This is a genomic window from Clostridium sp., assembly GCF_029258205.1.
Classification (GTDB): domain Bacteria; phylum Bacillota; class Clostridia; order Clostridiales; family Clostridiaceae; genus Sarcina.
In genome coordinates this window covers 1-24222 of sequence record NZ_JARHZJ010000067.1, presented here as the reverse complement: position 1 = coordinate 24222, position 24222 = coordinate 1, and the positions used below count along the sequence as shown (strand labels likewise).

Sequence of the window (24222 nt, the reverse complement as noted above, 5' to 3'; positions counted from 1 at the left end):
TTACACAATTAAGGAGGAATTCAATATGATACAAGGGATAAACAAAGACCATATAACAGGTGCATTAGTTGGAGTTGGTATATGTGCTGCGGGATACTATGTATATAAGAAAAATCAAGCTAAGGTTGATGATTTTTTAAGAAAACAAGGAATAAATGTTTCAAATGATTTAGGAAAAGATTATTCTTCAATGTCATTAGAAGAATTAATGGAAACTAAAGAAACTTTAGAAGATTTAATTGCTGAAAGAGAGTTAGCAATAACAGCTTTAGCTAAAGAAGAAGAATTAATAACTGAATAGAATAATGAAAAAATATAGGGCAACTTTAGTTGCTCTATATTAAAAAAAAGCCAGCTTACGCTGGCTATATATTAAAAATTTAATTAAAGTTAGCGAATTATTGTCATATAAAAAGTTACAGCATATTTAATTAGTTAAAATCTTAAATCTCTAGTACCATTACTTATCTTATTTATTTTTTCTTGAACAGATTTTCTAAATGACTCGTTATCTATTTCATCTATTGATTTTTTAATTAATCTATCTCCGATTTCTCTTGTTTTATTTGTACCATAATCATCAATGAATTCTTTTAAAGTTATTAACGCATTAGCTTCACATATTTTATAAAGTTCACCACTTTTAACGATGTCCATAAATCTTTCACCAGTTCTACCCTCTCTATAACAAGCTGTACAATAACTTGGTATATACCCAGCTTCCATAAGACTTTCTATCATTTCAACCGGTGATCTATGATCTCCAACTTCAAATTGTGGTTTTTCTTCAGGATCACTATACGCTTCAGAATAACCACCAACACCTGTACATGAACCTGTACTTACTTGAGATACTCCAAGAGATATTATTTCATCTCTTAAGACTGGTTCCTCTCTTGTTGAAAGTATAAGACCTGCATATGGTACTGCCAATCTTAAGATAGCAACAATCTTTTTGAAATCTTCATCATTAACTAAGTAAGGATAATTTTCTAAGCTAACATTTTCAGCTGGTCTTAATCTTGGAACTGATAGTGTATGAGGACCAACCCCTGTAGTTTCCTCTAAATCCATAGCGTGCATAAGCATTGCTAATGTTTCATATTTGTAATCATAAAGTCCATATAGAACTCCCATACCAATATCATCTATACCAGCTTCTCTTGCTCTATGCATAGCTGTTGTATGATAATTATAATTATGTTTTGGACCACTTACATGCAATTTTTCATAAGTTGGTTTGTGATAAGTTTCTTGAAATAAGATATATGTTCCAATTTCAGCATCTTTAAGTCTCTTATAGTTTTCAACTGATGTTGCAGCTATATTAACATTGATTCTTCTTATTGATCCATTATCAAATTTAATTGAGTATATTGATTTTATACAATCTAAAATATAATCTAGAGGAGCATTAACTGGATCTTCTCCAGCTTCAAGTGCTATTCTTTTATGACCTAAGCTTTCAAGAACTTTAACTTCTTCAATAAGCTGTTCTTTATTAAGTTTCTTTCTTTTTAATTCATCATTGCAATGTTTATATCCACAGTAAGTACAGTTATTTACACAATAGTTACTTACATATAAAGGCGCAAATACAACAAGTCTTTTTCCATATAATTTTTCTTTAACTTGTCTAGCTGCTTTAAACATTTCTTCAATAAGCTCTTTATCTTCAAGATTAAGAAGAATAGCAGTCTCTTCAGGTGTTAAACCTTCTGCACTTTTGCTTTTTTCAATGATTTCTTTAACTAATTCTTTGTTAGAAACAAGTTCTTTTCCTTTTGCTATAAGATTATTAATTTCATAGTCTTTAATAAAATCTAAAGCATTGTACTTTTCGTTATCTTTTAACATAATAAAATCTCCTTTTAAATTACTTTTATGGTATGTCAAAAAATAATATAAACAACTAAAATATACTCATGGGAATTCAAAGAATAATAGGCTTAAGCAATTAAGCTAAAAGCTAGTTTTAGATATGGCAGCTTTAACAGAAACTCCTTTAAGTTTACCGAGTTTTCCTGTTATAGCTGAAATTTCGTCGGTGTTTCCATCAACTACAATAGATATAACTCTAATGTTTTTTTCTTTGTATGGTAACCCCATTCTTCCAACAATTAATTTGTCGTATTCACTTAAGATAGAATTTACTTTTTTTATATTATCAAGGCTTTCAATAACAATGCCAACAACAGCAATTCTAGTACTCATACTTGTCATCAAACCTTTCTAAGATTCAAAATTTTTTTTACCTTTTTGCTTAGAGAATTCCTTACAATTAGGGATAAAGTATATTTATATTATTTTTTTGACTAGTTTCTCAGCTGAAAGAAGTATTTTTTATATACCATCTCGCAACAAAGAAGACACAGTATAATTATACTATAAAATTTTTTAAAATATAGATTAAATTCCTAATATGAAAAAATATATAAGTTTTATATAAAATTAAAACAATTTGTAAACTTTTGAGAATTTGTTTTGATATAATTTAAAGTAAGATTTAAATTAATAATATTTACTTTAAATTAGGCTATTCCAAAGTAATTTAAATATTAATAGTAACTTAAAAATGGAACATAGAATTCAATATATTTATTTGATATGACTGCTTAGAAAGGAAGAAGGCAAATGAATAGAAATAGATTAATAACAGCGATTATACTAGCTGGAGTAATAAGTATTGGTTCATTTAAAACAGTTTTTGCTGATACTAAGGAAGTAGTGACTTTAGGAGCTAATTTAAATTCAAATCAAAAACAAGAGATGTTTAAGGAATTCGGAGTTAATCCAAATGATGTTGAGGTTATAACTATGAATGTTAATGAAATAAGAGAACAACTAGGATTGCCTAAAATATCAGGAGAAGTTAAAGGAAATGCTTATTCAAGTGCTTTTGTCAAGATAGAAGAAAAAGGATATGGCATAAAGGTAAAAACAAATAACTTAACAGAGGTTACTAAAACTATGCTAAGTAATGCATTATTAACAGTAGGTGTTAATGATGCTGATGTTATTGCTACAGCTCCATTTAAGGTAACAGGTACATCAGCTTTAGCTGGTATTATTCAAGCCTTTGAAAAGGCTACTGGAGAAAATATACCAGTTGAAAATAAAGAAGTTGCAAGACAAGAACTGAGCATAACAAATAATTTAGCTTATGCTAAAAATAGCGAAGGACAAAATATTGGACAAGATGTAGCTAGTGCTATAGTTAATCAAGCTAAAGAAAAAGTAATAAAGGATAAACCTAAAAATGATAGAAAAGTTGGGGAAATAGTAAATAATATTACAAATAACTATGACGTTGAGTTGACTCCAACACAAGAGCAAGAATTAGTTGGACTTTTAGCTAATATAAATTCATTAGGATTAAATTATTCTAACTTAAAAGGAGAGTTAAATAATATTTCTAATAATATACAGGATATTTTAAAAGAAAATGGACAAGAACTTAAAGAAAGTGGAATTTTAGATAGAATATTAAATAAAATTCTAGTAGTTTTTAATGATATAAAAAGTTGGTTTGCATCATATTTTGGAGATGGAGAAGTTACTATAAACGGAATTATATATAATAGAGATGGTAATATGATAAATAAGGATAAACTAAAGAATATAGGAGTTGTAGTAAATGATGAGGTCAAAGATGCTAAAAATAATGAAATTAAAAAGAATATAGATGATAAAGCACAATCAAGTGGTGCTAATTTAAAAACAAATGACAAGGGGAATAGTAATAAAAGCAATTCTAATACTGGAGGAAACCAAAGTAAGAGCAATGGTTCAAAAAATAATGAAAGTAATAAAGAATCTCAAAATACTGATACTAAAGAGTCACAAAACAATAAATCTAAAAGCAATTTAAATAAAAATAATAATGGAAGCAATAATAATAATTCAACAGATAAAAGTAAGGAAACTATAAAACTTCAAGATGGTACTGTAGTTTCTAGATATAATTCAAATGGTGAAGAGTATAATCCTGTTACTGGTGGATATGGTAATATTCAAGAAACTGAAGATGCTGGAAAAGATTCAGATGGAAATAATGATTATATAATAGTTGATGGTAAAAAAGTTCCATTACATGATGAGCAGGGACGAGAATATAATCCAGAAACAGGAAGATATGGAGATCCTGATGATAATTAAAAAGTAGTAAAATAACTTTACTTAGTATTATAAATATAAATTAACTGTAATAGAAACAAAATGTTTTTATTACAGTTTTTTTTATAATTTTACAACACAAATAAAAGGTAAGGAATATTTATATAGTGAAAGGAGTTGATAAACATGTCAAAGGCAATTTTAACAAAGAAAAGCTTAGTATTAAAATATCAAAAGGGGGTAGATGATAGTGGAAGTCCTAATTTTTTAACACAAAAGTTTTCTAAGGTAAAGATTGATGCAGAGGACACAAAACTTTATGAGGTAGGAAAAGCGTTATCAGAGCTTTTAGAATCAAAGGTTAATTCTATATTAAAAGAAGATGACTTTAAGTTTGTAGAAGACACTCAATAATCTAATAAAAATTAGAGGGGTGATCAGCCGATTTTGTAGAATTAAAAAAAATAAAAATACTTTTAAATTCTATATTGAAGATAATCAAAAGAATAGAATTAATATTAGTTTATATAAAAAAAACACTAGAATTTATAGATAGGAACTTTTAAATATAAATTGTAAGCTAATAAACATTATTAGAACAGATTAAGGATTAAGATAAGACATAAATTTTAGGATGAAAATTAGAAGAACAAAAGATGTAACATAATAAATTAATGGTAAATAGAAGGAGGACTTTAAAATGGAAAAAGAATTATATCTTGTAATGTCTTTTAAGAATGCTGGAGGAAGTATAACAAAGATAACTCTTAAGAATATTAAGGAAGATGCAACTGAGGAAGAAGTTCAAAATCTTATGGAAAAAATAGTAACAGCAAATATATTTGTTTCTAAGGGAGGAGATTTAGTTTCTAAAGTTAAGGGTGAAATAGTAGAAAAAACAATAGAAAGTTTTGAAATGTCTTAATTTATAATTTAAAGAGTGTAGAAATTCAAGTGAGTTTTTACACTCTTTTATTATTTTACATACAAAAAAATAATAAATGTCTTTTAAAGTAATTGTGTTATAATTATTAAAAGGAATTTTTTGCCGTACAATACATGTGCGGCTTTAGTTTTATGAGGGGCGGAGATTAATGGAAAGTAAAAAGATTTTTATTATAGAGGATGAGGAAAAAATAATAGTAGAGCTTACTAAATTTTTAGAGAAGTATGGCTATATTGTAGAGTCATCAGAGGATTTTGAAAATATAGTTGATATATCATTAAGGTGTAATCCTAATATGATTTTATTAGATATAAATCTTCCTTACTATGATGGATACTATATTTGCAGAGAGATAAGAAAAAGAAGTGAAGTTCCAGTTATAGTTGTAACTAGTAGACAGAGTGAGATGGATGAACTTATGAGTATGAATTTAGGAGCTGATGACTTTGTTACTAAGCCATATAATACTCAAATACTTTTAGCTAGAATTGCATCAATTATGAAAAGAACCTATTCAGGAATTGAGAGTGAAACAGAAATATATCATTGTAGGGAATTAAAATATAATATGCTTAAAAGTGAGGTTTTATTTAAGGATGAAGTTGTAGAGCTTACTAAAAATGAAAGTAAGATCTTAAATATTCTAATAAGAAATAAAGGGAAAATAGTATCAAGAGATAATATTATAAAAGCTTTATGGCAAACTAATGAATTTATAGATGATAATACTTTAACTGTTAATGTAAATAGACTTAGAAGAAAGATTCAAGGAATAGGTGCAGATGGATATTTGCAAACTAAGAGGGGACAAGGGTATATATTATCATGAATTTAAGAGAGTTCATAAGAGAAAGAGTAGTTTTTATTATTATAAATTCATTAATATTACTTTTTACAGCTATATTGCTTATGGTTTTAAAGGTTGATAGATTTGCAATTTTATTTATTGTTATCATAAATGGTGGAGGAATTCTAGTTTATCATATTTTTGATTATTTAAGAAAAAATCAATATTATGATGAGATAAAGCAGAACATGGAATCTTTAGATAAAAAATATTTAATATCAGAAGTAATAGATGAGGGGACTTTTACAGAAAGTAAATTAATATATGATGTTATATGCAAAAGTAATAAGTCTATGAATGACGAAATAGGAGAGTTTAAGAGAGGGATAAATGATTATAGGGAGTATATAGAATTATGGGTTCATGAAATAAAAACTCCCATATCAACTTGTAAGCTATTAATAGAAAATAATGAATCACCACTTACAGAGAGTATAGGAGAAGAAGTGGATAAGCTAGAAAATTATATAGATCAAGCTCTTTTTTACACTAGAAGTAATACCATTGAGAAAGATTATATAATAAAAGAAATGAATTTAAGACATTGTACAAATAAGGTTTTAAACAATAATGCAGATTCTTTAATAAAGAAAAAAGTTAAAATAAATTTAGGTGATTTAGAAAAAAAGGTTTATTCAGATAGTAAATGGATTGAATTTATTTTAGGACAAATAATATCAAATGCTATTAAATATATGAATAAGGAGTATAAGGAGATAAAAATATATTGTAGTGAAAGTAGTAAATATGTGATTTTAAATATTGAAGATAATGGTGTTGGAATAAGTGATAAGGATGTTTCTAAAGTTTTTGATAAAGGATTTACTGGAGAAAATGGACGTAAGTTTGGAAAGTCTACAGGTATAGGACTATACTTATGTAAAAAGCTTTGTAAGAAACTTGGGCTAGATATAACATTGATTTCAGAAGAATGTAAATTTACAAGAGTTTCAATTATTTTTCCAATAAATAGAATGATGATTTTTGAGTAGATTTAACAATCTAATATGAAAATAAATTTTGATATTAATGATAAAAAGGTGGATTCAAATTTATGAATCCACCTTTTTATATATTCTTATAATAATATGTTTTAAGAGGTTAGATAAAGTTATAATAGCAAATTGTATAGAATAATGTGAAGACTTAGCCTTTTGGTGCTAGCTAAAAATAGAGTTATAGACTTAGGGCAATCTACCAGTTTTACAGGTGTTTATGACTTTTACATAATAATATTTTAAAATTTATAATGTGACACTTTTGTTAGTTTAGTGTTATATAGTTCTATGGATTAAGTTAGTAATCTGAAATAGAATTTAAGTATAGAGATAAGACTTAAAGAGAGAGTTTTAAAGTGGTTTAAGTTGGTATTTTTAAGATAATATAAGTAAGGATAAGGAGTGTAGTTTAATGGGTAAAGAGGTTTTAAGGGTAAGAAATATAGAGAAATATTATGGTAAAAAAGGAAATGTTACAAAGGCTATTAATGATATTAGTTTTACTGTTTCAGAAGGTGAGTTCGTTGGAATAATGGGTGCTTCAGGAAGTGGTAAAACAACACTTTTAAATTGTATATCAACTATAGATAAGGTGACTAGTGGTCACATATATTTAGATGGAGAGGACATTACAACATTTGATTCTAAAAAGTTAGCTAAGTTTAGAAGAGAGAAAATAGGATTTATATTTCAGGATTTTAATCTTTTAGATACCTTAACAGCTTACGAAAATATAGCCTTAGCTCTTACAATTCAAAGAGTGAATAACGATGAAATAGATAAAAGAGTAAGGAATGTGGCAGAAGCATTAAATATAAGTAATGAGCTTAATAAATATCCTTATGAAATGTCAGGGGGACAAAAGCAAAGGGTAGCATCAGCAAGGGCGATAATTACTAAGCCATCTTTAGTATTAGCTGATGAACCAACAGGAGCATTAGATTCAAAGGCAGCTACCATGCTTCTTGAAAGTTTAGGAAATTTAAATAAAAATTTAAATGCAACAATTATGATGGTAACTCATGATGCTTTTACAGCAAGTTATGCAAATAGAATTTTATTTATTAAGGATGGTAAGATATTTAATGAACTTATAAGAGGAACTGATTCTAGAAAAGAATTTTTTAATAGAATAATTGAAGTCATAACTCTTCTTGGAGGTGACAGTAATAATGTATTTTAAGTTAGCCTTTAAAAATATAAAAAAGAGTTATAAAAATTATGTAATATATTTTTTAACCTTGATATTTGGAATATGTATATTTTATACTTTTAATTCCATAGAATCACAAAGTTTAATGATGGAACTTAATGAGCAAAAGCAGTCAGCCTTTATGATGGCAGAACAATTAATGGGATATTTCTCTGTGTTTATAGCTTTTGTATTAGGATTTCTAATAGTTTATTCAAATAATTATCTAATAAAAAGAAGAAAAAAAGAGTTTGGAATTTACATGACCCTTGGAATGGAAAAGGGAAGTTTATCAAAGATGATATTCTTAGAAACTTTATTTATAGGGGTTATATCTTTAGGAATAGGATTAGTATTAGGAATAATTCTATCTCAAGCACTTTCAGTACTTACAGCTTATATGTTCCAAGTAGATCTTACAAAATTTCAATTTGTATTTTCTCCACTTGGATTTAAGAAAACAGTATTTTGCTTTTCAATAATATATTTTGTTGTATTAATATTTAACTTTATAAGTGTTAGAAAGATTAAATTAATAGATTTATTAATAGCTTCAAAGAAAAATGAAAAGCCTACTATTAAAAACTTATGGGTATCAGTAATATTATTTTTAGGAAGCCTTGTAATCATAGGAATAGCTTATTATAAGGTTATAAATGATGGAATTGCTGTTGCTAGTTTTAATTTTCTTGGATTACCAATTATATTAGGATGTGTTGGAACATTTATATTCTTTTATTCGCTAACAGGATTCTTTTTAAAGGTTATTCAAGGAAATAAAAAATTCTATTTAAGAGATTTAAATATGTTTGTTATGAAGCAAATAAGTAGCAAAATAAACACAACCTTTGTATCTTTATCATTTATATGTTTAATGTTATTCTTAGCTATTTGTACATTTTCAGGAGGCTTAGGAATAAATAGAGCTTTAAATGCTGATTTAAAGGATTTAACTAAATTTGATGTTACCTTTTGGAGTAATAGTGGTGATAATATAGAAAACTTATTAAAGGAAAAAAATATTGATATATCTAATATAGCTAAAGAAGATTCAAACATAGTTATGTACGATAGTGGGGTTAAATATAGTAGTTTTTTATCAGAAGATGGAATTGATGCTATGAAAAACTATTTTCCAGTAGCTAATGATAAAGATATTTTAGCAATTGGAGAAAAAGCTTATAATGACACATTAAAAATCCTTGGAAAAGAGCATGTTAATTTAAAGGAAAATCAATATTTAGCAGTTGGAAATATAAATGAAATTGAAAAGTTTGCTAATAATAGTTTAGAAGAAGGAAAGAAGATAAATATTTCAGGAAAAACCTTAGAGCCAGCAAATAAAAAGTATGAAAATATTAATCTATATAATTTTACTATGAAAGGTGATATTTTGATTTTGGTTGTTAAGGATTCTCTACTTGAAGGTCTAAAACCTGTGTCTAGTAAATTTAATATTATGTTAAATGAGAATTCTAATGCAATGAGAAATTTAGAGGAAATAAGAGGGAAGTTAGTAGAAAATAATGTTTATTCAATAACAAAAGAAGAAATAATAGATAATGCAGCTGGGCTAGGAGCAACAGCGGCTTATTTAGGAATATATTTAGGTTTAATATTTATAATAACCTCAGCAGTTATACTAGCTATTCAGCAACTTACAGAAGCTACTGATAATATAGAAAGATACAGATTATTAAAAGAAATAGGTGTGGATCAAAAAATGATAAATAAAGCTATATTCACTCAAATAGGAGTATATTTTATGCTTCCTTTATCACTTGCCATAGTACACTCAATAGTTGGTTTAAAGGTTTCTTCTAGTATAGTAGGAATATTTGGAAATGCTAGTATAATGCCAAATATAATTATAACATCAATAATTCTTGTTATAATTTATGGAGGATACTTCTTAGCAGTATATTTAGCAGCTAAGAAAAATATAAATGAAAGAGCATAAATAAAGTTTATAAATACCTAATAAATAATAAATAATAAAAAAGAACCTTATAAATAATAAAAAAGAACCTTAGTTATCTAATATTTAAAAAAAAATTCATTATAAATTTGAGAGAAGAAAGTTTTTAAATTTTAGTATTGGTGACATTTCTATAAGAAAAGGTAAAAACTGTACGTTAATAAAAAATTTACATATAATTAAATACTTATTATATATATGAGAAATAAGTATTTTATCTTATAGGTAAATATATGTATAATAAAATCATCAAGTGAGTAGGACGTGGTGATTAGATAGATGAAAAAATATTTAGATAAGCTTAAAAATATGCCAATAGGAATTAGTGGAACTTGCTTGGCATTTATAACATTAAGTAATTCATGGAAATTAAAAGGGATAGAGTATTTAAAACCAGTAGCAATATTTTTAGCTGTTTGTATGCTATCTTTAATGGTTTTAAGACTTATAAGATTTCCAAAAGTTATGTATGAAGAGCTTAAAAACCCAGTAACAGGAACGTTTTATCCTACAATGGGTATGGTTCTTTGGCTATTATCAGGATTCTTTTATCCTTACTTTCCAGTAGTATGTAGTTGGCTTTGGATAGCAGCTGTAGTATATCATTATGGAATAGCTATTTTCTATACAATACTTAGAGTAAAAGAAAGAAAGTTTGAAAACATAATGCCAACTTGTTTTATAGTTTATACAGGTATGATAACAGGTAGTGTAGCAAGTAAAGGTATGGATGGAGTAATTCCTCAAATACCTGAAATAGCGCATTTTATGCTTATGTTTGGATTTACATTCTATACAATTCTGTTACCAGTGGTTTTATATATAGTATTTAAAAGTGAAATATTAGATGATCACAAATTACCAACAGTAGGTATAATTTGTTCACCAGCTCCACTTGGAGTAGTTGGTATATTAACTATAGAACCAAATCCTAACCCATATATGTTAGCGTGGTTAGTAATAACAGGATTAATACTACTTGTAGTTGTTTATGGATATATTTTAAAATTATTTAAAGAAGGTTTTAAACCATCATATGCAGCATTTACATTCCCATTAGCAATTGCTACTTTATCAGCATTTAAGTTATCAACTTATTTTACTGGTTTAGGATATGGTAAAATGGCTAGTTTATTTAAATTTTTAGGGGATGTTGAAATATTTATAGCAACATATGTAATATTCTTTATGTTACTTAATTTCTTAAATATGTTCTTTAAAGCTATAAATCCTAAGTTTGAAAAAGTTGTAGAAAAAGAAGAAATAATAGGTGGAACTCTTTATTCAAAATAATTGAATAAGGTTTACATATATACTCAGACTTGATTCGCAGTTGAATTTAAGTCGGGAATTTCTAAAATATAGTTAAAGTTTTAGAAATGAAATATTTTATAACTTTAAGAGTTGTAAAATAAACTTTTAATCAAACAACATAATAAAAATCTCAATCATTTTACAGTGTTTTATAATAAAGATTATGAGTAATTTATTTATAGTAAGTTAAACTCCCACCAACTTTTATCAATGATAAACTGAACAAATTTAGCCTCTACTCATAATCTTTTTATAAGATGCTCCAAAAACAATGTGTCATGCTGTAATTTCCTATTTTGGGAAATTCAAAAGATAAGTGGAATGAATTTAAAATCATTTCACTTATCTTTTTTTACATATAATTAGAAACCTATTATTGATATGAATTTAAATGTTTTTATTTATATAGGTATGTATAATGATTTAGTAATACGACTAAATAGGAAACTAGAATTTTTAAATTAAATCATCATTTTATGTAGTGTAAATTCATATATCTTAAATGAAAACGTTTATTGGGAGGGATAAAATGGTAAGAGATATATTAAGTTTTGGGTATGATCAATGTGCTAAATTAGGTTATATTATATGTTTTGGAGCAATGGAAGGATTGGTTATATATCTTGGGATTTTAGCCATAATTGTATTGAAACTTTTTAATAGTAAAAGTAAATATAATTAGTGAAAGTTAATTTGACAGAAGTTATTTTGAATAAATAACTTAAACATATATAATATATTAGAAATAAACTATATTAATAAGTATGTTTGTGAATAAATTTGATTTGAGAAGAGTTAGATGCTTTAATAGATTAAAATACTAATTTTTTTAGATTTTATAACATTGATTTTTATAAGATAAAAATTTATAATTAATTGATTTCATTATAAAATAATAATATTTACTTTTCGACAAAAAGAAAAAGCTGTGAGAAATTCACAGCTTTTTTGGTTTCTCTTAAATAGTAATTTTAACATGTAAATACTAATTTTGTATATTAATTTACTTCTCCTTTAGAAGGCTTTTTATTTCCTAAAATATTTAAAATTGAAGAGCCAACTATTATTACATATCCTGTAAAGGATAAGAAATCAGGAATTTCTCTAAAGAACATGAAGCCGTATATAGCTGCTATAATAAGACCAATGTAATCATACATTGATATTTCAGATGCTGGAGCATTTTTATAAGCTATGGTTAAGGCAACTTGTCCTAATGTGAATGCTATACCAGCACTCATAATTAGAGTTACATTTAGTAGTGTTAAATTTTCTGTGTGAATAAACATTGAAGGTAGCATAACAATAGTAGCTATGCCTGTAAATGATAAAATTATTGTCCAAAAGTCTTCCTTATCACCAAGTACTCTTATCATTGTATATGCAATTCCAGCAAAGGCAGCAGAAGCTACTCCAACAAGAGAAGGTATTATTGCTGTGCTAAATTGAGGTTTTATTACAAATAAGCTTCCTAAAAAAGCAGCTATTAAAAGAGCACATTGTTTCTTAGTAATTTTTTCCCTAATTAATAAGTAAGAAAAAATTATTGTGAAAAATGGAGCAAGTTTAGTTAGGATTGTTGCATCTGACAAAAACATCTTATCTAAAGCATAATAATTGGTTAGTATAGATAAGGTACCAGCGATTCCTCTAGTAAGTAAATATTTTCTACTTCCTTTTTTTCCAAAGAAAGAGCCTTTTTTATAAATTATTATAAAGCAAACTATGACTGTTGCTACAATATTTGTCAAAAAAGTTTTTTGATACGAGTTAATTCCAACAGCAAGTTTACTAAGTAAGTTCATAGTAGCAAAGGCTGCAGAGGAAAGTATCATAAAAATAATTCCTTTAAATTTTGAATTCATTTTTTTCACTCCTTAATATCTTTATTAAGTCTTATTTAAATTTATTATTAAAACTAAATATAAAGTATAGATAACTGAACTAAGGGCATCTTTTATGTAAAAATTAATACTTATTTAGAAAAGTATTATTATAAACAAACAAAGATTATTATAGAGCTAAGAAAATAAGAGGTCAAATTTAATTATAAAAATATTTATATAATAATTTTGAATAATAGGAAGAATATAAATAAAAACTAGGACATAGAGAAGAAAGTAGAGTAAAATTATTTGTTAGAGGATAATAAATAATTTTATGGTATAAATACAATTATAAATTAAATTTGAGAAGGTGATTTTTTTTGAAAGCTGAAATAATTGCAATAGGAACAGAAATACTTTTAGGTGACATAGTAAATACCAATGCTCAATTTTTAGCTAAGGAGTTAGCTAATTTAGGAATTGGAGTTTATCATCAATCAGTAGTTGGAGATAATTCTGAAAGGATTTTAGAAGCTTTTGATAATGCTTTTAAAAATTGTGATACAATTATTACTACTGGTGGTTTAGGACCTACTAAAGATGATTTAAGTAAGGAACTTGCAGCAAAGTATTTCAACATGGAAATGTGCTTAAGAGAAGAGCTTCTTTGTGATTTGGAGGATTATTTTAATAATAATAATCTTGAAATGACAGAGAACAATAAAAAACAATGTTATTTTCCAAAGAAAGCAATAATACTTCCTAATCCTAATGGAACAGCTCCAGGAGCTATTTTAGAAGGAGAAAATAATAAGAGAATAATACTTTTGCCAGGTCCGCCAAGAGAAATGGAGCCAATGTTTAAAAATTATGTAGTACCATACTTAAGTAAATTTACTGATAGTGTTTTGGTATCTAAAATTTTAAGAGTTTTTGGAATTGGGGAAAGTAAGATGGAGGATTTAGTAGCTGATTTTTTAGATAATGAAAATCCAACAGTTGCTCCTTATGCAAAAAATATAGATGTTATTTTAAGAATTACTGCTAAAGGAAAAAATAAAGAAGAAGCAGAAAAGCTTATTGCCCCTATGGAAAAAGAAATTAGAAAAAGACTTGGAAATAATATTTATGGAGAAGGAGAAGTAACTTTAGAAGAGGTAGTTGGAAAGTTATTAGTTGATAAAAAAATGACCTTATCAACAGCTGAATCTTGTACTGGTGGAATGGTTGCAAGCACATTAATAAATTATCCAGGAATATCAGAGGTATTTATGGAAGGTGTTGTAACTTATTCTAACGAAGCAAAAATTAAGAGGCTTGGAGTAAAAAAAGAAACTTTAGAGGATTTTGGTGCAGTTAGTGAAGAATGTGCTAGAGAGATGGCAAAAGGTATTTATAAAAATGCAGGAACAAGAATAGGAATATCTACAACAGGTATAGCAGGTCCAGGAGGTGGAACAGAAGAAAAGCCGGTAGGTCTTGTTTATGCTGGATTATGTATAGATGGAATTACAAAGGTTAAAAAATTTAATTTTAAAGCTGATAGACAAAAAGTTAGAACTAGAACTATGATGAATGTTTTAGATTGGTTAAGAAGAGAACTTGAAAAGATTAATTAAAGAAAATTAAGTTTTAAACAAATATTATTTTTACTTTATACATAGAAGGATAATGAAAAATTACCCATTAAGTAAACTTAATGGGTAATTAATATGTGCTTAGAGTATCTAATAATTTATTTTAAAAAGCTTAGCTTTAAAATATATGTCTTATTTAAAAAGTAAGAGAGTATATAAATACTCTCTACTACAAAAACATGAAGAAAATTTATTACATTATAAGGTTTTTAAGGGGGAGACAGTTTCGTTAGTCCGTACTTTAACGAAACTGTCAGTATAAATAAAATGGGGGAGAGGCTATTATAAGATTGAAGCTTATTGCCTCAGTAAATAGTATTAACAGTATTATTTTTTTTATACAGTTAAAATAAAATATTTTTTAGATTTATTTTTTTAGAAAAGAGGTTTTAGGAGAAAATTAAGTTTACTTACTCTGTCAAACAATTATTCTTGAATATATAATAAAAATTTAATGTATTCATTAAGACTGTCTTTTATTTATATCTAGAAATTAATAATGTTCTAAAATAAATCCTAAAATAAATATAATAAAAAGTAAGTAAAATAAAAAAAATAACCAATTAGTACTATAAGCTAATTGATAAATATGGTATATTTTAAAATGATTAAACAATATTTAATTATTTTAAATTTAGATTTATGTAATTTTTAAATTAATTATTTATAGAAGGGAGAAATTAAGATGAAGCCTATATTTAAAGTAAGTTTATATTTCCTTATAGTATTAGTATTATCTATAATAGGACCAATGTTTGTAACGCCAGTTCTATATACAATAGGGTTAACACCACCATTGGTTTTAATGGTAACACACATAATATTTTTCATAGTTCCAGCAATAATATACATCATTGTAACTAAGAGCAATTATAAAAAGGTTTTTAGTTTTAAAAAACCAAAGGGAAAAGATGTCTTTTTTTCTGTATTAATAGCAGCTTTGGCACTTCCTATAATGACCTTCTTTTCATATACATCAAGTTTTTTTTATACAAATGATGTAGCATTAGTTTTAGGTCAAATGAGTTCATTCCCGTTATGGTTAATGATATTAGTTGTAGGAGTAACTCCTGCTATAACGGAAGAAATAACTATAAGAGGTATTGTTTTATCAGGGTTTGAATTTAAAAGTAAGCATGTGGCAGCAATAATGACAGGAATAATGTTTGGTATTCTTCATTTAAATGCACATCAATTTTTATATGCTACGGCTATGGGGATAATTTTAGCTTATGTAGTAAGAGCTACAGGCAGTATATTTTTATCAATGCTAATTCATTTTTTAATTAATTCATGGAACTTAATTCTTCAGAGAGTAGTCAGTTATGGAATAACAACAGATGATTTAGTACATCAAATTGATCAAATAAAAACTGTCCCAATTGAAATTAAAGTTCATTTATTTTTCTACTATTTAATTTTCGCAATAGTAGCTGGATTTTTAATTAGTTATTTAATAAGAAAAATGGAAAAGAGAAATTTCAATATAACTTTAGACGAGTTAGATGTTGCAACAAGAGTTTCTTATAAAGAAGAGAGAGTAATAAATATACCATTTATATTAAGTGTAATAGTGTTTATAGTATACACATTTTTTATAATGAAAGGGTAATACAGAATCACTTGAAAATTAAAGGAGTATAAAAATAATTAGAATTAAGAACTTTGATTTTAGATATATTTGTAACTAGAAAAAGTAAAGGATAGTTTGAGATAAGGTAAAAGTACTATAATATTTAATAGAAACAAAAAAGGAACTGTTTTCCAAAGCAGTTCCTTTTTGTTAAATTGTGTGGTTAACTTAAGAGTGTATTAAGTTATTAGTAGTATTGACTGATAGTTTAAAAAATATACCAATTAATATATTTTAAATTTTTTCCCTAGAATAGTATTTTTATATTCTAAAGTTGCATCAGTAAAGAAATGTGATATTTTCTTATCAGCAACTATTTTAATACCATTATCTATAAACACATCATCATTTTCATGCTGTTCATCCAGAACAACTTCAATATTTAGACCTGCTCAGCCAGAAGAACAAGCTTTTATTCTAAGGGAATTTTTATCACTATTATCAATCATCTTTTTAACTATATCTAATGTGTTTGGATGTATTTTAACCTTCATAATAAACCTCCTTATAAATTTAAGTGTATTTAATATATAAATTAACTTTATGGATTAAATTATATACTCATATTAAATAATTTTACAGTTAAATAGAAAACATATTCTTAAGTTATTTTTAATGATTTAAAAATAGATTTTATTGGTATTGTGCTATAAATAAAGAAAATCCTCTTGAATAACTAATATTTCATTCTTATAGAGGTGTTAAATATGATTTTATGACTATCAAAATCTTTTAATAGAGAATGGATTTCTTAAAATATAGTAAATCTATTTTTTACATAATTTACATTTAATATAATTATATAAAAAAATTAAGGTTTAAATAAATTAATATCTAAACCTTAATTTTCTTTAATATATTTTTAGATAGTTTACATAGAATTAAGGATATTATCCTTTTTATTAATAAAATTTATCATCTTTTATTAGATTTAATAATTAATATTGATAAAATAATCATTTCTATAGCTATAACTAATGGTCTAGCTAGAAATTCTATTATATATCCTATCTTAGGAATATGAAATACTACTTTTCCTATTATATTTTCAGGTTTTACAATAAAAGAATCAATAACATTATTGTTATCTCCCTTAGTTACATACCCTTCATCTTTTTTTTCAATTATTCTATGAGTAATTATTGAATTATCTGTCTTAAATGTTATTACATCATTTTTATTTAAATTAACTTTATTTTTATTTACAATTATTGTTACATCACCTGGATGTAATTCTGGCTCCATACTTCCAGATAAAACAGTATATGCTCTAATTCCTATAATGTCAAAAAATTTATCTGATTTAACTGAAAGAAAATTTAAAAATATTATAAAAAATATTAAAAAAATTAATGAGTAGCTAATTATTTTAGTTATTCTTTTCTTTTTCATTGCTCTTCTATCTGTTCTCTTCATCTTTTAATTTACCTATTTCTTTTCTGTATATAAATGCTAATATTAAAGTCATTATACATATAGTAAGTACATAATAATTGTTTTCTTCTCCTGTATTTGGTAATATAATTTCACTCATAAATTTATCATCATTTTCTCCTAAATTTCCTTGAGAATTATTATTAATATATCCATACTTATTATGAATTTCATAATTTGTATTTATATATAATTCTTGATAAATATTTTGAGCCTCATTTCCCATATTACTATCAATATTTATATACATGTCAAACTCTAAACTCTTATGAGGTCCTGCTTCAATATTTAACTCATGTTTACTAGAATCTAATAAATCTTCAAGTAAACTTTCCACTATAATTTTGTTATTATTCTTAATAATTATATTTGTGTTTTTAGCTATTTCCTCAAAATTATCGCTTAAAACATTATCTCTTTTACTAAAATACAAACTTTTTATCTTTATATTTTCATCTTTGTTGTTTTCTAATACAAATTTTAAATCATCAGAATCTCCAGGTTTATATACATCTTTCTTAAAGTTTTCTTTTATATATAAATTAATATTATTGTTTATATTTTCAGCAAAACTTGGAACTGTAATAAAAATACATAAAATAATACTTAATATGAAAGTTCTTTTTAAAATATTTTTCATATTTCCTCCATTTAAATAAAACTCTTTTTAAATTAAACTTAAAAAGAGTTTTATTTATAACAAATATTATTTTTCTTTTTGTGTTGCTGTTATTTCAAATACAGAATTAATATCAAATTCACCAGCTCCATTAAAATCTTTCCAAGCCTCATCACAATTCTTTATTTTAACAGTTATATATCCACCTGAATTAGCTTTTGCTGGTAGTTCTTGAACACCAGATAATAAATTATTAGCGTTTAATTCTATATGCTTAATAAGATTTTCATTCGTAACATCTAAACTTTTTGCAATATTTATAAGAACATTATAAGTACTCTCTTCATTTAGTATATTTATATATCTAGTAAAAGTATCCCCAGGTTGTATATTTTCAAATACACCAGTATCATTACTCTCACATTTTTGATCATATGGCTTATCAAGAACTGTTATTTCTCCATCTCCATTTTTATCTTGTACATTTCTTAGCCAAGGTTGTTCAGATACTTTAATATCTACTTTACCAGTTGTTAATCTTAAAGTGTTTGTAGAAGTTTCTTTATCTGAAAATAAAGCTTTAGTGCCTAAAAAAGTTCCTCCTACTAATAATCCACCTGCTAATAAAAATGATAAAAGTTTATTTTTATTCATACTATACCCCTCCATTTATTAATTTATGCTTAAATTAACAAAGTCAGTATAGCATAAAAATTCTAATTTTTGTTAAAAATAACATAATTATAAAATAAAATACATAAATTTAAAGTTAAATACATATTTGTAAAATAAAATACATATTTGGTAATATTTATATTAATATAATAAAAACATAGATTTGTTAGTTAAACTTAATAAAATAGGTTATTTATATTAGATTAGAGTGTAATAAAAAATTTATACTAGAATTTCAAATCAATCTGATTGTATTGTAAATAATAAATGATTTATACATAGAGAAATAGATTGTGTATTAGGTTAAAATTTAATATAAATAAAAATTTTCTAATATTTATTTAGTTTAAAGTTAATATATTAGAAATATATTTTTTTATATATTTGAATAATAATATATGAATTTGGAAATAATATTAATGATTATATGATTAAATGATTTTATTAACAAAATGTTCAAAAATTACTTGAAATTTCATTTGAAAGTGATATTATAAGGTATATAGGAAATAGAAATTATTTAAAGATTATTTATTTGGGAAAATAATTTTAATTGTGTTTTTTCAAATAAGTGATTTGTAGGAGGTTTTTTATTATGAAAAGTTTAAAAGGTACTAAAACTGCTGAAAATCTAATGAAATCATTCGCTGGTGAATGTCAAGCAAGAACAAGATATACTTATTTCTCAAGTGCAGCTAGAAAAGAAGGATATGTTGAAATATCAAATATATTCTTAGAAACTGCTGAAAATGAAAAAGAACATGCTAAGAGATTTTATAAATTCTTAAAAGATGATCTTCAAGGAGAAGTTATAGAAATAAATGCTGCTTATCCAGTAGAATTACCTACAGATACACTAACTAATTTAAAATTTGCTGCTGAAGGAGAACATGATGAATTAAGTAATCTTTACCCATCATTTGCAGATGTAGCTGATGAAGAAGGATTTCCAGAAGTAGCTATTGCTTTTAGAATGATAGCTAAAGCAGAAACTGCTCACTATAATAGATTTACTAAATTAGCTAAAAACATGGAAGAAGGAAAAGTATTTAAGAAAGATGAAGTAGTGCTTTGGAAATGTGGAAACTGTGGATTTATTTGGGAAGGTGCAGAAGCTCCATTAAAATGCCCAGCATGTTTACATCCACAAGCTTACTTTGAAGTTTTCAAAGAAACTTATTAAAATATATATTTTATTTATGCTTAACTCATACTATTTTTATGGGTTTAATATGAACTTAATAAACTAAACTTATAAAAAATCAGAGAGAAGAGGTTCTCTCTGATTTTTTATAAGTTTAAATATAGATTACTATAATTTTAATAAATTTGAAGTTTTAATATAGTGGATAACTAAATACTACCATTTTACTTTCATCATTTATTGGTCTCCAAAATTGAATTTCATCAATTAAGAGTTCTCTATCAAAATTATAATCTTGAAGTTTTGTATAAGCTGATTCAAACTCAGCCTCTCCCCATACTCTTTGTGCAAAATATGGGTTAGCTAAGGATACATGAAGTTGCCATGTATTTGGATTAGAAGTCAATTTAAATCCCGCTTTTAATAAATTTTCATAAAGTTCTATAGAAAGTCTCTTTATTATTCCACTTTCTTCATCTACTTTTAAATTTACAGATCTATAAGGATCTCCAAATTTAATTAGTCCATTTAAATGAACTTCAAATTTTTTATATGATTTTAAGGTGTTTTTTACTACTTCATTTAATTTATCCATATCAGGATCTTCAATTACAGCTAAGGTAATGTGAAGCATGGGTAGATTTTTATAAAGTTTATATTCATTTGAAATAGATTCTTGTAATGGTTTTATTATTGCATAGGAATCCTTATCAAATAGTGCCACTAAGTAATATAGCATAGATAAACCCCTTTCTTACTAATTTGAACAATTTATACCAAGTATTTAATCTATTATATCATATAGAAACTTAGCTACAAATAGACATTATTATAATATGATATTACAGGTTTTATAACATAGTTAATTTTTTTAAAAAGTAATATTAATTTTTTAGAACAAATTTAAAAAAACTGTATATATTGGTTTATTGAAGGAATTTATTATGAATATAAAAAGGTTTTATTGAACTTAGAGTAAAAATAGATGAATTTTATGGAGAGGAAGAAAAATATATTTGAAAAACTAAAGTTAGATAATATACTATATATAATGTATATTAGAGATTTTTAAAATAATTTTATTTAATATATAGTTTAGTTTGAAATTTTTGAAAGGTGGAATATGAAAATGGTAGAAAGCAGAGTAAGTAGATTAAATAATAAAAAATCATCTAAGATGTCAGTTATATATAATATAGTTGGAATTTGCTTTTTAGCTTTAATTTTATTTTTGGGTAGCCAAATGTTTTTTTAGAAATTGATTACTTTATTAATGAAATAATATTTTGAGTTCATATATTTTATTAGATTATTTTTATAGATATTTTTTAGATAAGGAGATATGGAAGTTAAATGAGTATTTTAATAGTTAAAAATATGAATCATGGCTTTGGAGATAGAGCTATATTTGAAGATGTGTCTTTCAGACTTTTAAAGGGGGAGCATGTTGGACTTATAGGAGCAAATGGAGAAGGTAAGTCAACTTTTATGAACATAATTACAGGTAAACTTATGCCAGATGAGGGAGATGTTCAATGGAGTAATAAGGTTAGAGTTGGTTATATGGATCAGCATGCCAAACTTGAAAAAGGTAAAACTATAAGAGAAGTTTTAAGAGAGGCATTTAAGTATCTTTTTGATATGGAAGTTGAAATGAATGGTCTTTATGAAAGAATGGGTGAAATGTCAGAAAATGAGATGACTAAAGCCTTAGAAAGAACAGCTACAATTCAAGATATGTTAGATCATAATGGATTTTATATGATAGATGCAAAGGTTGAAGAAGTTGCAGGTGGATTAGGTCTTAGAGATGTAGGATTAGATAAGGATGTTACTGATTTAAGTGGAGGACAAAGAACAAAGGTTTTATTAGCTAAGCTTTTATTAGAAACACCAGACATATTACTTCTAGATGAGCCTACAAACTATCTTGATGAGGAACATATAGCTTGGCTTAAAAATTATCTTATAGGTTATGAAAATGCCTTTATTTTAATATCACACGATATTCCATTTTTAAATAGTGTAGTAAATGTAATATACCATGTTGAAAATAGAGCTTTGACTAGATATACAGGTGATTATGATAATTTTATGAGAGTATATGAAGCTAACAAAAAGCAATTAGAGGCTGCTTATGAAAGACAACAGGCTGAAATAGCTAAACTTGAAGACTTTGTTGCTAGAAATAAGGCTAGAGTTGCTACAACAGGAATGGCAAGAGCTAGACAAAAGAAATTAGATAAAATGGATAGAATAGAACTTGCTTCAGAGAAACCAAAACCAGAGTTTAACTTTAAACAAGGAAGAACTTCAGGTAAATTAATTTTTGAAGCAAGAGATTTAGTTATAGGATATGATGAGCCATTAAGTAAACCACTTAACATAAGAATGGAAAGAGGTCAAAAAATAGCTTTAGTTGGAGCTAACGGACTTGGAAAATCAACACTTTTAAAAAGCTTAATGGGATTAATCAAACCAATAAGCGGAGAGGTTGAAACAGGAGATTACCAAAGCATAGGATATTTTGAGCAAGAAATAAAAGAAGCAAATTATAATTCATGCATAGAAGAGGTATGGCAAGAGTTTCCTGGATATACTCAATATGAGGTAAGAAGTGCCTTAGCTAAATGCGGGTTAACAACTAAACATATAGAAAGCTCAGTAGCTGTATTAAGTGGGGGAGAACAAGCTAAGGTAAGACTTTGTAAACTAATAAATAAAGAAACAAACATACTTATACTAGATGAGCCAACAAACCACTTAGACGTTGAAGCTAAGGATGAATTAAAGAGAGCATTGAAAGAATATAAAGGAAGTATACTTTTAGTTTGTCATGAACCAGAATTCTATAGAGATGTAGTAACAGACGTGTGGAATTGCGAAGAATGGACGACTAAGATTTGTTAATTGATAAGACTGTAGGAAAATTTGTTTTACACAAATTCTCCTATAGTCTTTTATTATTATATTTTTAGTATTTTAGATTTATTTTTAAGATAATAAATAATTTTAAAAATATCATTTTATTCGCAATTTTTTTAAAAGTATAGATTAGTTTCACAAAAGACTCAAACAATAACCTAATTCCATTGAATTATGAAAACACTAACTTTACAGGAAAGCGTCAAGAGCTAATGGATTATATAAATCTACAAAAACTAGTAGTGTGATGTTTGCTAGAAATTGGGAAGCTGAGGAGAAAGATGCTGATGTTAAAGATGTAGTTTACCATGAGGAATTACTATTTTGAAACATCAAATAACAATATATATGGTGATATTAATTTCTTAAAATTAGATAAACATTTTAGAACTTAAGATAGAATTTGGAATCCTAAATATACTAATTTAGCAAATAAAGATTACAAATTAAAGAATTATACTTTTATTAGTGAATTTTCTAAATAAAAATTAATATTATGCTAAAGAAACAATATATAATATTTATTTTTATTAAAATAAATAGAAGACTTTATTGATATTTACTAAGTTTAACAAAGAAAGTATTTTTAAGTAGATTTTTATTAATTTCAAATAAATAAAAAAATGACTGTTTATATAGCATTAGTTTAATATTTTTATACTATAATTCTATCATATATGTTAATATATATATAATTTAAAATTGATATTAGTTTTATTTAAAATAGTTATTTATTTTATAAAAGTGATTAGTATTTATTTAAAAGAGAATTAAAAATTATTTATGGAGGAAAATCTAAAATTAAGTTTATTTATGAAGAAGAAGAGTTTAATAATTTTAAGTATAATAGTTTTAATATTTGTATGTATAACTCTTTATTTAACTAGAGAGCATATAATGGTTTTTTATAAATTAATTACTAATGGTGAAGTTGTAAA

General features: G+C 25.5%; 23 protein-coding genes. 15 read left to right on the top strand and 8 right to left on the bottom strand.

Annotation, left to right across the window (positions count from 1 at the left end):
- Nucleotides 1–25 precede the first annotated feature (25 nt).
- The gene (locus Q1J60_RS08540) at nucleotides 26–301 is read left to right on the top strand and encodes a hypothetical protein (RefSeq protein WP_300260851.1); all 276 of its coding nucleotides are present in this window, start codon (nucleotides 26–28) and stop codon (nucleotides 299–301) included.
- A 134-nt stretch (nucleotides 302–435) separates the two neighbouring features.
- Here the strand turns inward: Q1J60_RS08540 and hydG are convergent, their stop codons facing one another.
- Together hydG and Q1J60_RS08530 are read right to left on the bottom strand one after the other, a co-directional pair.
- On the bottom strand, nucleotides 436–1857 hold the full coding sequence (gene hydG / locus Q1J60_RS08535) for a [FeFe] hydrogenase H-cluster radical SAM maturase HydG (RefSeq protein ID WP_300260848.1): 1422 nt from the start codon (nucleotides 1855–1857) through the stop codon (nucleotides 436–438).
- Nucleotides 1858–1962: 105 nt separating this feature from the next.
- Nucleotides 1963–2214: a TM1266 family iron-only hydrogenase system putative regulator gene (locus tag Q1J60_RS08530; protein WP_300260845.1), complete on the bottom strand. Its 252-nt coding sequence runs from the start codon at nucleotides 2212–2214 to the stop codon at nucleotides 1963–1965.
- A gap of 420 nt (nucleotides 2215–2634) precedes the next feature.
- Here Q1J60_RS08530 and Q1J60_RS08525 point away from each other — a divergent pair, with 420 nt between their 5' ends.
- The 9 genes from Q1J60_RS08525 to Q1J60_RS08485 all read left to right on the top strand — a co-directional run bounded on the left by Q1J60_RS08525 (nucleotide 2635) and on the right by Q1J60_RS08485 (nucleotide 12073).
- Nucleotides 2635–4158, top strand: coding sequence for a DUF1002 domain-containing protein (locus Q1J60_RS08525; protein ID WP_300260842.1), 1524 nt, complete (start codon nucleotides 2635–2637; stop codon nucleotides 4156–4158).
- A 144-nt stretch (nucleotides 4159–4302) separates the two neighbouring features.
- Nucleotides 4303–4530: a DUF1659 domain-containing protein gene (locus Q1J60_RS08520; RefSeq protein ID WP_300260839.1), complete on the top strand. Its 228-nt coding sequence runs from the start codon at nucleotides 4303–4305 to the stop codon at nucleotides 4528–4530.
- Nucleotides 4531–4816: 286 nt separating this feature from the next.
- Entirely contained in the window at nucleotides 4817–5041 is a 225-nt protein-coding gene (locus Q1J60_RS08515; RefSeq protein WP_300260836.1) for a DUF2922 domain-containing protein, read from the top strand.
- A 169-nt stretch (nucleotides 5042–5210) separates the two neighbouring features.
- Entirely contained in the window at nucleotides 5211–5891 is a 681-nt protein-coding gene (locus tag Q1J60_RS08510; RefSeq protein ID WP_300260834.1) for a response regulator transcription factor, read from the top strand.
- Nucleotides 5888–6901: a sensor histidine kinase gene (locus Q1J60_RS08505; protein ID WP_300260831.1), complete on the top strand. Its 1014-nt coding sequence runs from the start codon at nucleotides 5888–5890 to the stop codon at nucleotides 6899–6901. Before Q1J60_RS08510 ends, Q1J60_RS08505 begins: the two co-directional genes overlap by 4 nt.
- A gap of 418 nt (nucleotides 6902–7319) precedes the next feature.
- Nucleotides 7320–8090, top strand: coding sequence for an ABC transporter ATP-binding protein (locus tag Q1J60_RS08500; protein ID WP_300260829.1), 771 nt, complete (start codon nucleotides 7320–7322; stop codon nucleotides 8088–8090).
- A complete protein-coding gene (locus tag Q1J60_RS08495; protein WP_300260826.1) occupies nucleotides 8080–10059 on the top strand; it encodes an ABC transporter permease in 1980 nt (659 codons plus the stop codon). Before Q1J60_RS08500 ends, Q1J60_RS08495 begins: the two co-directional genes overlap by 11 nt.
- 297 nt (nucleotides 10060–10356) lie before the next feature.
- Nucleotides 10357–11370 (top strand): TDT family transporter, encoded by a 1014-nt coding sequence (locus Q1J60_RS08490; RefSeq protein ID WP_300260823.1) that lies wholly within the window; start codon nucleotides 10357–10359, stop codon nucleotides 11368–11370.
- A gap of 550 nt (nucleotides 11371–11920) precedes the next feature.
- Nucleotides 11921–12073: a hypothetical protein gene (locus Q1J60_RS08485; protein ID WP_300260820.1), complete on the top strand. Its 153-nt coding sequence runs from the start codon at nucleotides 11921–11923 to the stop codon at nucleotides 12071–12073.
- Nucleotides 12074–12389: 316 nt separating this feature from the next.
- Here Q1J60_RS08485 and Q1J60_RS08480 read toward each other — a convergent pair whose 3' ends face one another.
- On the bottom strand, nucleotides 12390–13256 hold the full coding sequence (locus Q1J60_RS08480) for a DMT family transporter (RefSeq protein ID WP_300260817.1): 867 nt from the start codon (nucleotides 13254–13256) through the stop codon (nucleotides 12390–12392).
- 341 nt (nucleotides 13257–13597) lie between these two features.
- On the opposite strand from Q1J60_RS08480, the gene Q1J60_RS08475 reads away from it, so the two are divergent.
- Nucleotides 13598–14836 (top strand): competence/damage-inducible protein A, encoded by a 1239-nt coding sequence (locus Q1J60_RS08475; protein WP_300260814.1) that lies wholly within the window; start codon nucleotides 13598–13600, stop codon nucleotides 14834–14836.
- 703 nt (nucleotides 14837–15539) lie between these two features.
- Complete coding sequence (locus tag Q1J60_RS08470) at nucleotides 15540–16466, top strand: CPBP family intramembrane glutamic endopeptidase (protein ID WP_300260811.1); 927 nt, start codon at nucleotides 15540–15542, stop codon at nucleotides 16464–16466.
- Nucleotides 16467–16711: 245 nt separating this feature from the next.
- Here Q1J60_RS08470 and Q1J60_RS13090 read toward each other — a convergent pair whose 3' ends face one another.
- The 4 genes from Q1J60_RS13090 to Q1J60_RS08455 form a co-directional block, all read right to left on the bottom strand.
- The gene (locus tag Q1J60_RS13090; RefSeq protein ID WP_498038029.1) at nucleotides 16712–16981 is read right to left on the bottom strand and encodes an iron-sulfur cluster biosynthesis family protein; all 270 of its coding nucleotides are present in this window, start codon (nucleotides 16979–16981) and stop codon (nucleotides 16712–16714) included.
- 421 nt (nucleotides 16982–17402) lie between these two features.
- Nucleotides 17403–17903, bottom strand: a complete 501-nt coding sequence (locus Q1J60_RS08465) for a signal peptidase I (RefSeq protein ID WP_300260809.1) — start codon at nucleotides 17901–17903, stop codon at nucleotides 17403–17405.
- Entirely contained in the window at nucleotides 17887–18561 is a 675-nt protein-coding gene (locus Q1J60_RS08460; protein WP_300260806.1) for a hypothetical protein, read from the bottom strand. Before Q1J60_RS08460 ends, Q1J60_RS08465 begins: the two co-directional genes overlap by 17 nt.
- Nucleotides 18562–18627: 66 nt before the next feature.
- Nucleotides 18628–19194, bottom strand: a complete 567-nt coding sequence (locus Q1J60_RS08455; RefSeq protein ID WP_300260805.1) for a hypothetical protein — start codon at nucleotides 19192–19194, stop codon at nucleotides 18628–18630.
- A 616-nt stretch (nucleotides 19195–19810) separates the two neighbouring features.
- Between Q1J60_RS08455 and rbr the strand changes: the two genes are divergently transcribed.
- A complete protein-coding gene (gene rbr, locus Q1J60_RS08450; protein ID WP_300260803.1) occupies nucleotides 19811–20398 on the top strand; it encodes a rubrerythrin in 588 nt (195 codons plus the stop codon).
- Nucleotides 20399–20552: 154 nt separating this feature from the next.
- Here the strand turns inward: rbr and Q1J60_RS08445 are convergent, their stop codons facing one another.
- Nucleotides 20553–21098, bottom strand: a complete 546-nt coding sequence (locus Q1J60_RS08445; RefSeq protein WP_300260800.1) for a 2'-5' RNA ligase family protein — start codon at nucleotides 21096–21098, stop codon at nucleotides 20553–20555.
- Nucleotides 21099–21488: 390 nt separating this feature from the next.
- Here Q1J60_RS08445 and Q1J60_RS08440 point away from each other — a divergent pair, with 390 nt between their 5' ends.
- Nucleotides 21489–21614, top strand: a complete 126-nt coding sequence (locus Q1J60_RS08440) for a hypothetical protein (protein WP_300260798.1) — start codon at nucleotides 21489–21491, stop codon at nucleotides 21612–21614.
- Nucleotides 21615–21712: 98 nt separating this feature from the next.
- Nucleotides 21713–23269 carry an ABC-F family ATP-binding cassette domain-containing protein gene (locus Q1J60_RS08435; RefSeq protein WP_300260795.1) on the top strand — a complete coding sequence of 519 codons (1557 nt, stop codon included), beginning with the start codon at nucleotides 21713–21715 and terminating at the stop codon, nucleotides 23267–23269.
- Nucleotides 23270–24222 lie beyond the last annotated feature (953 nt).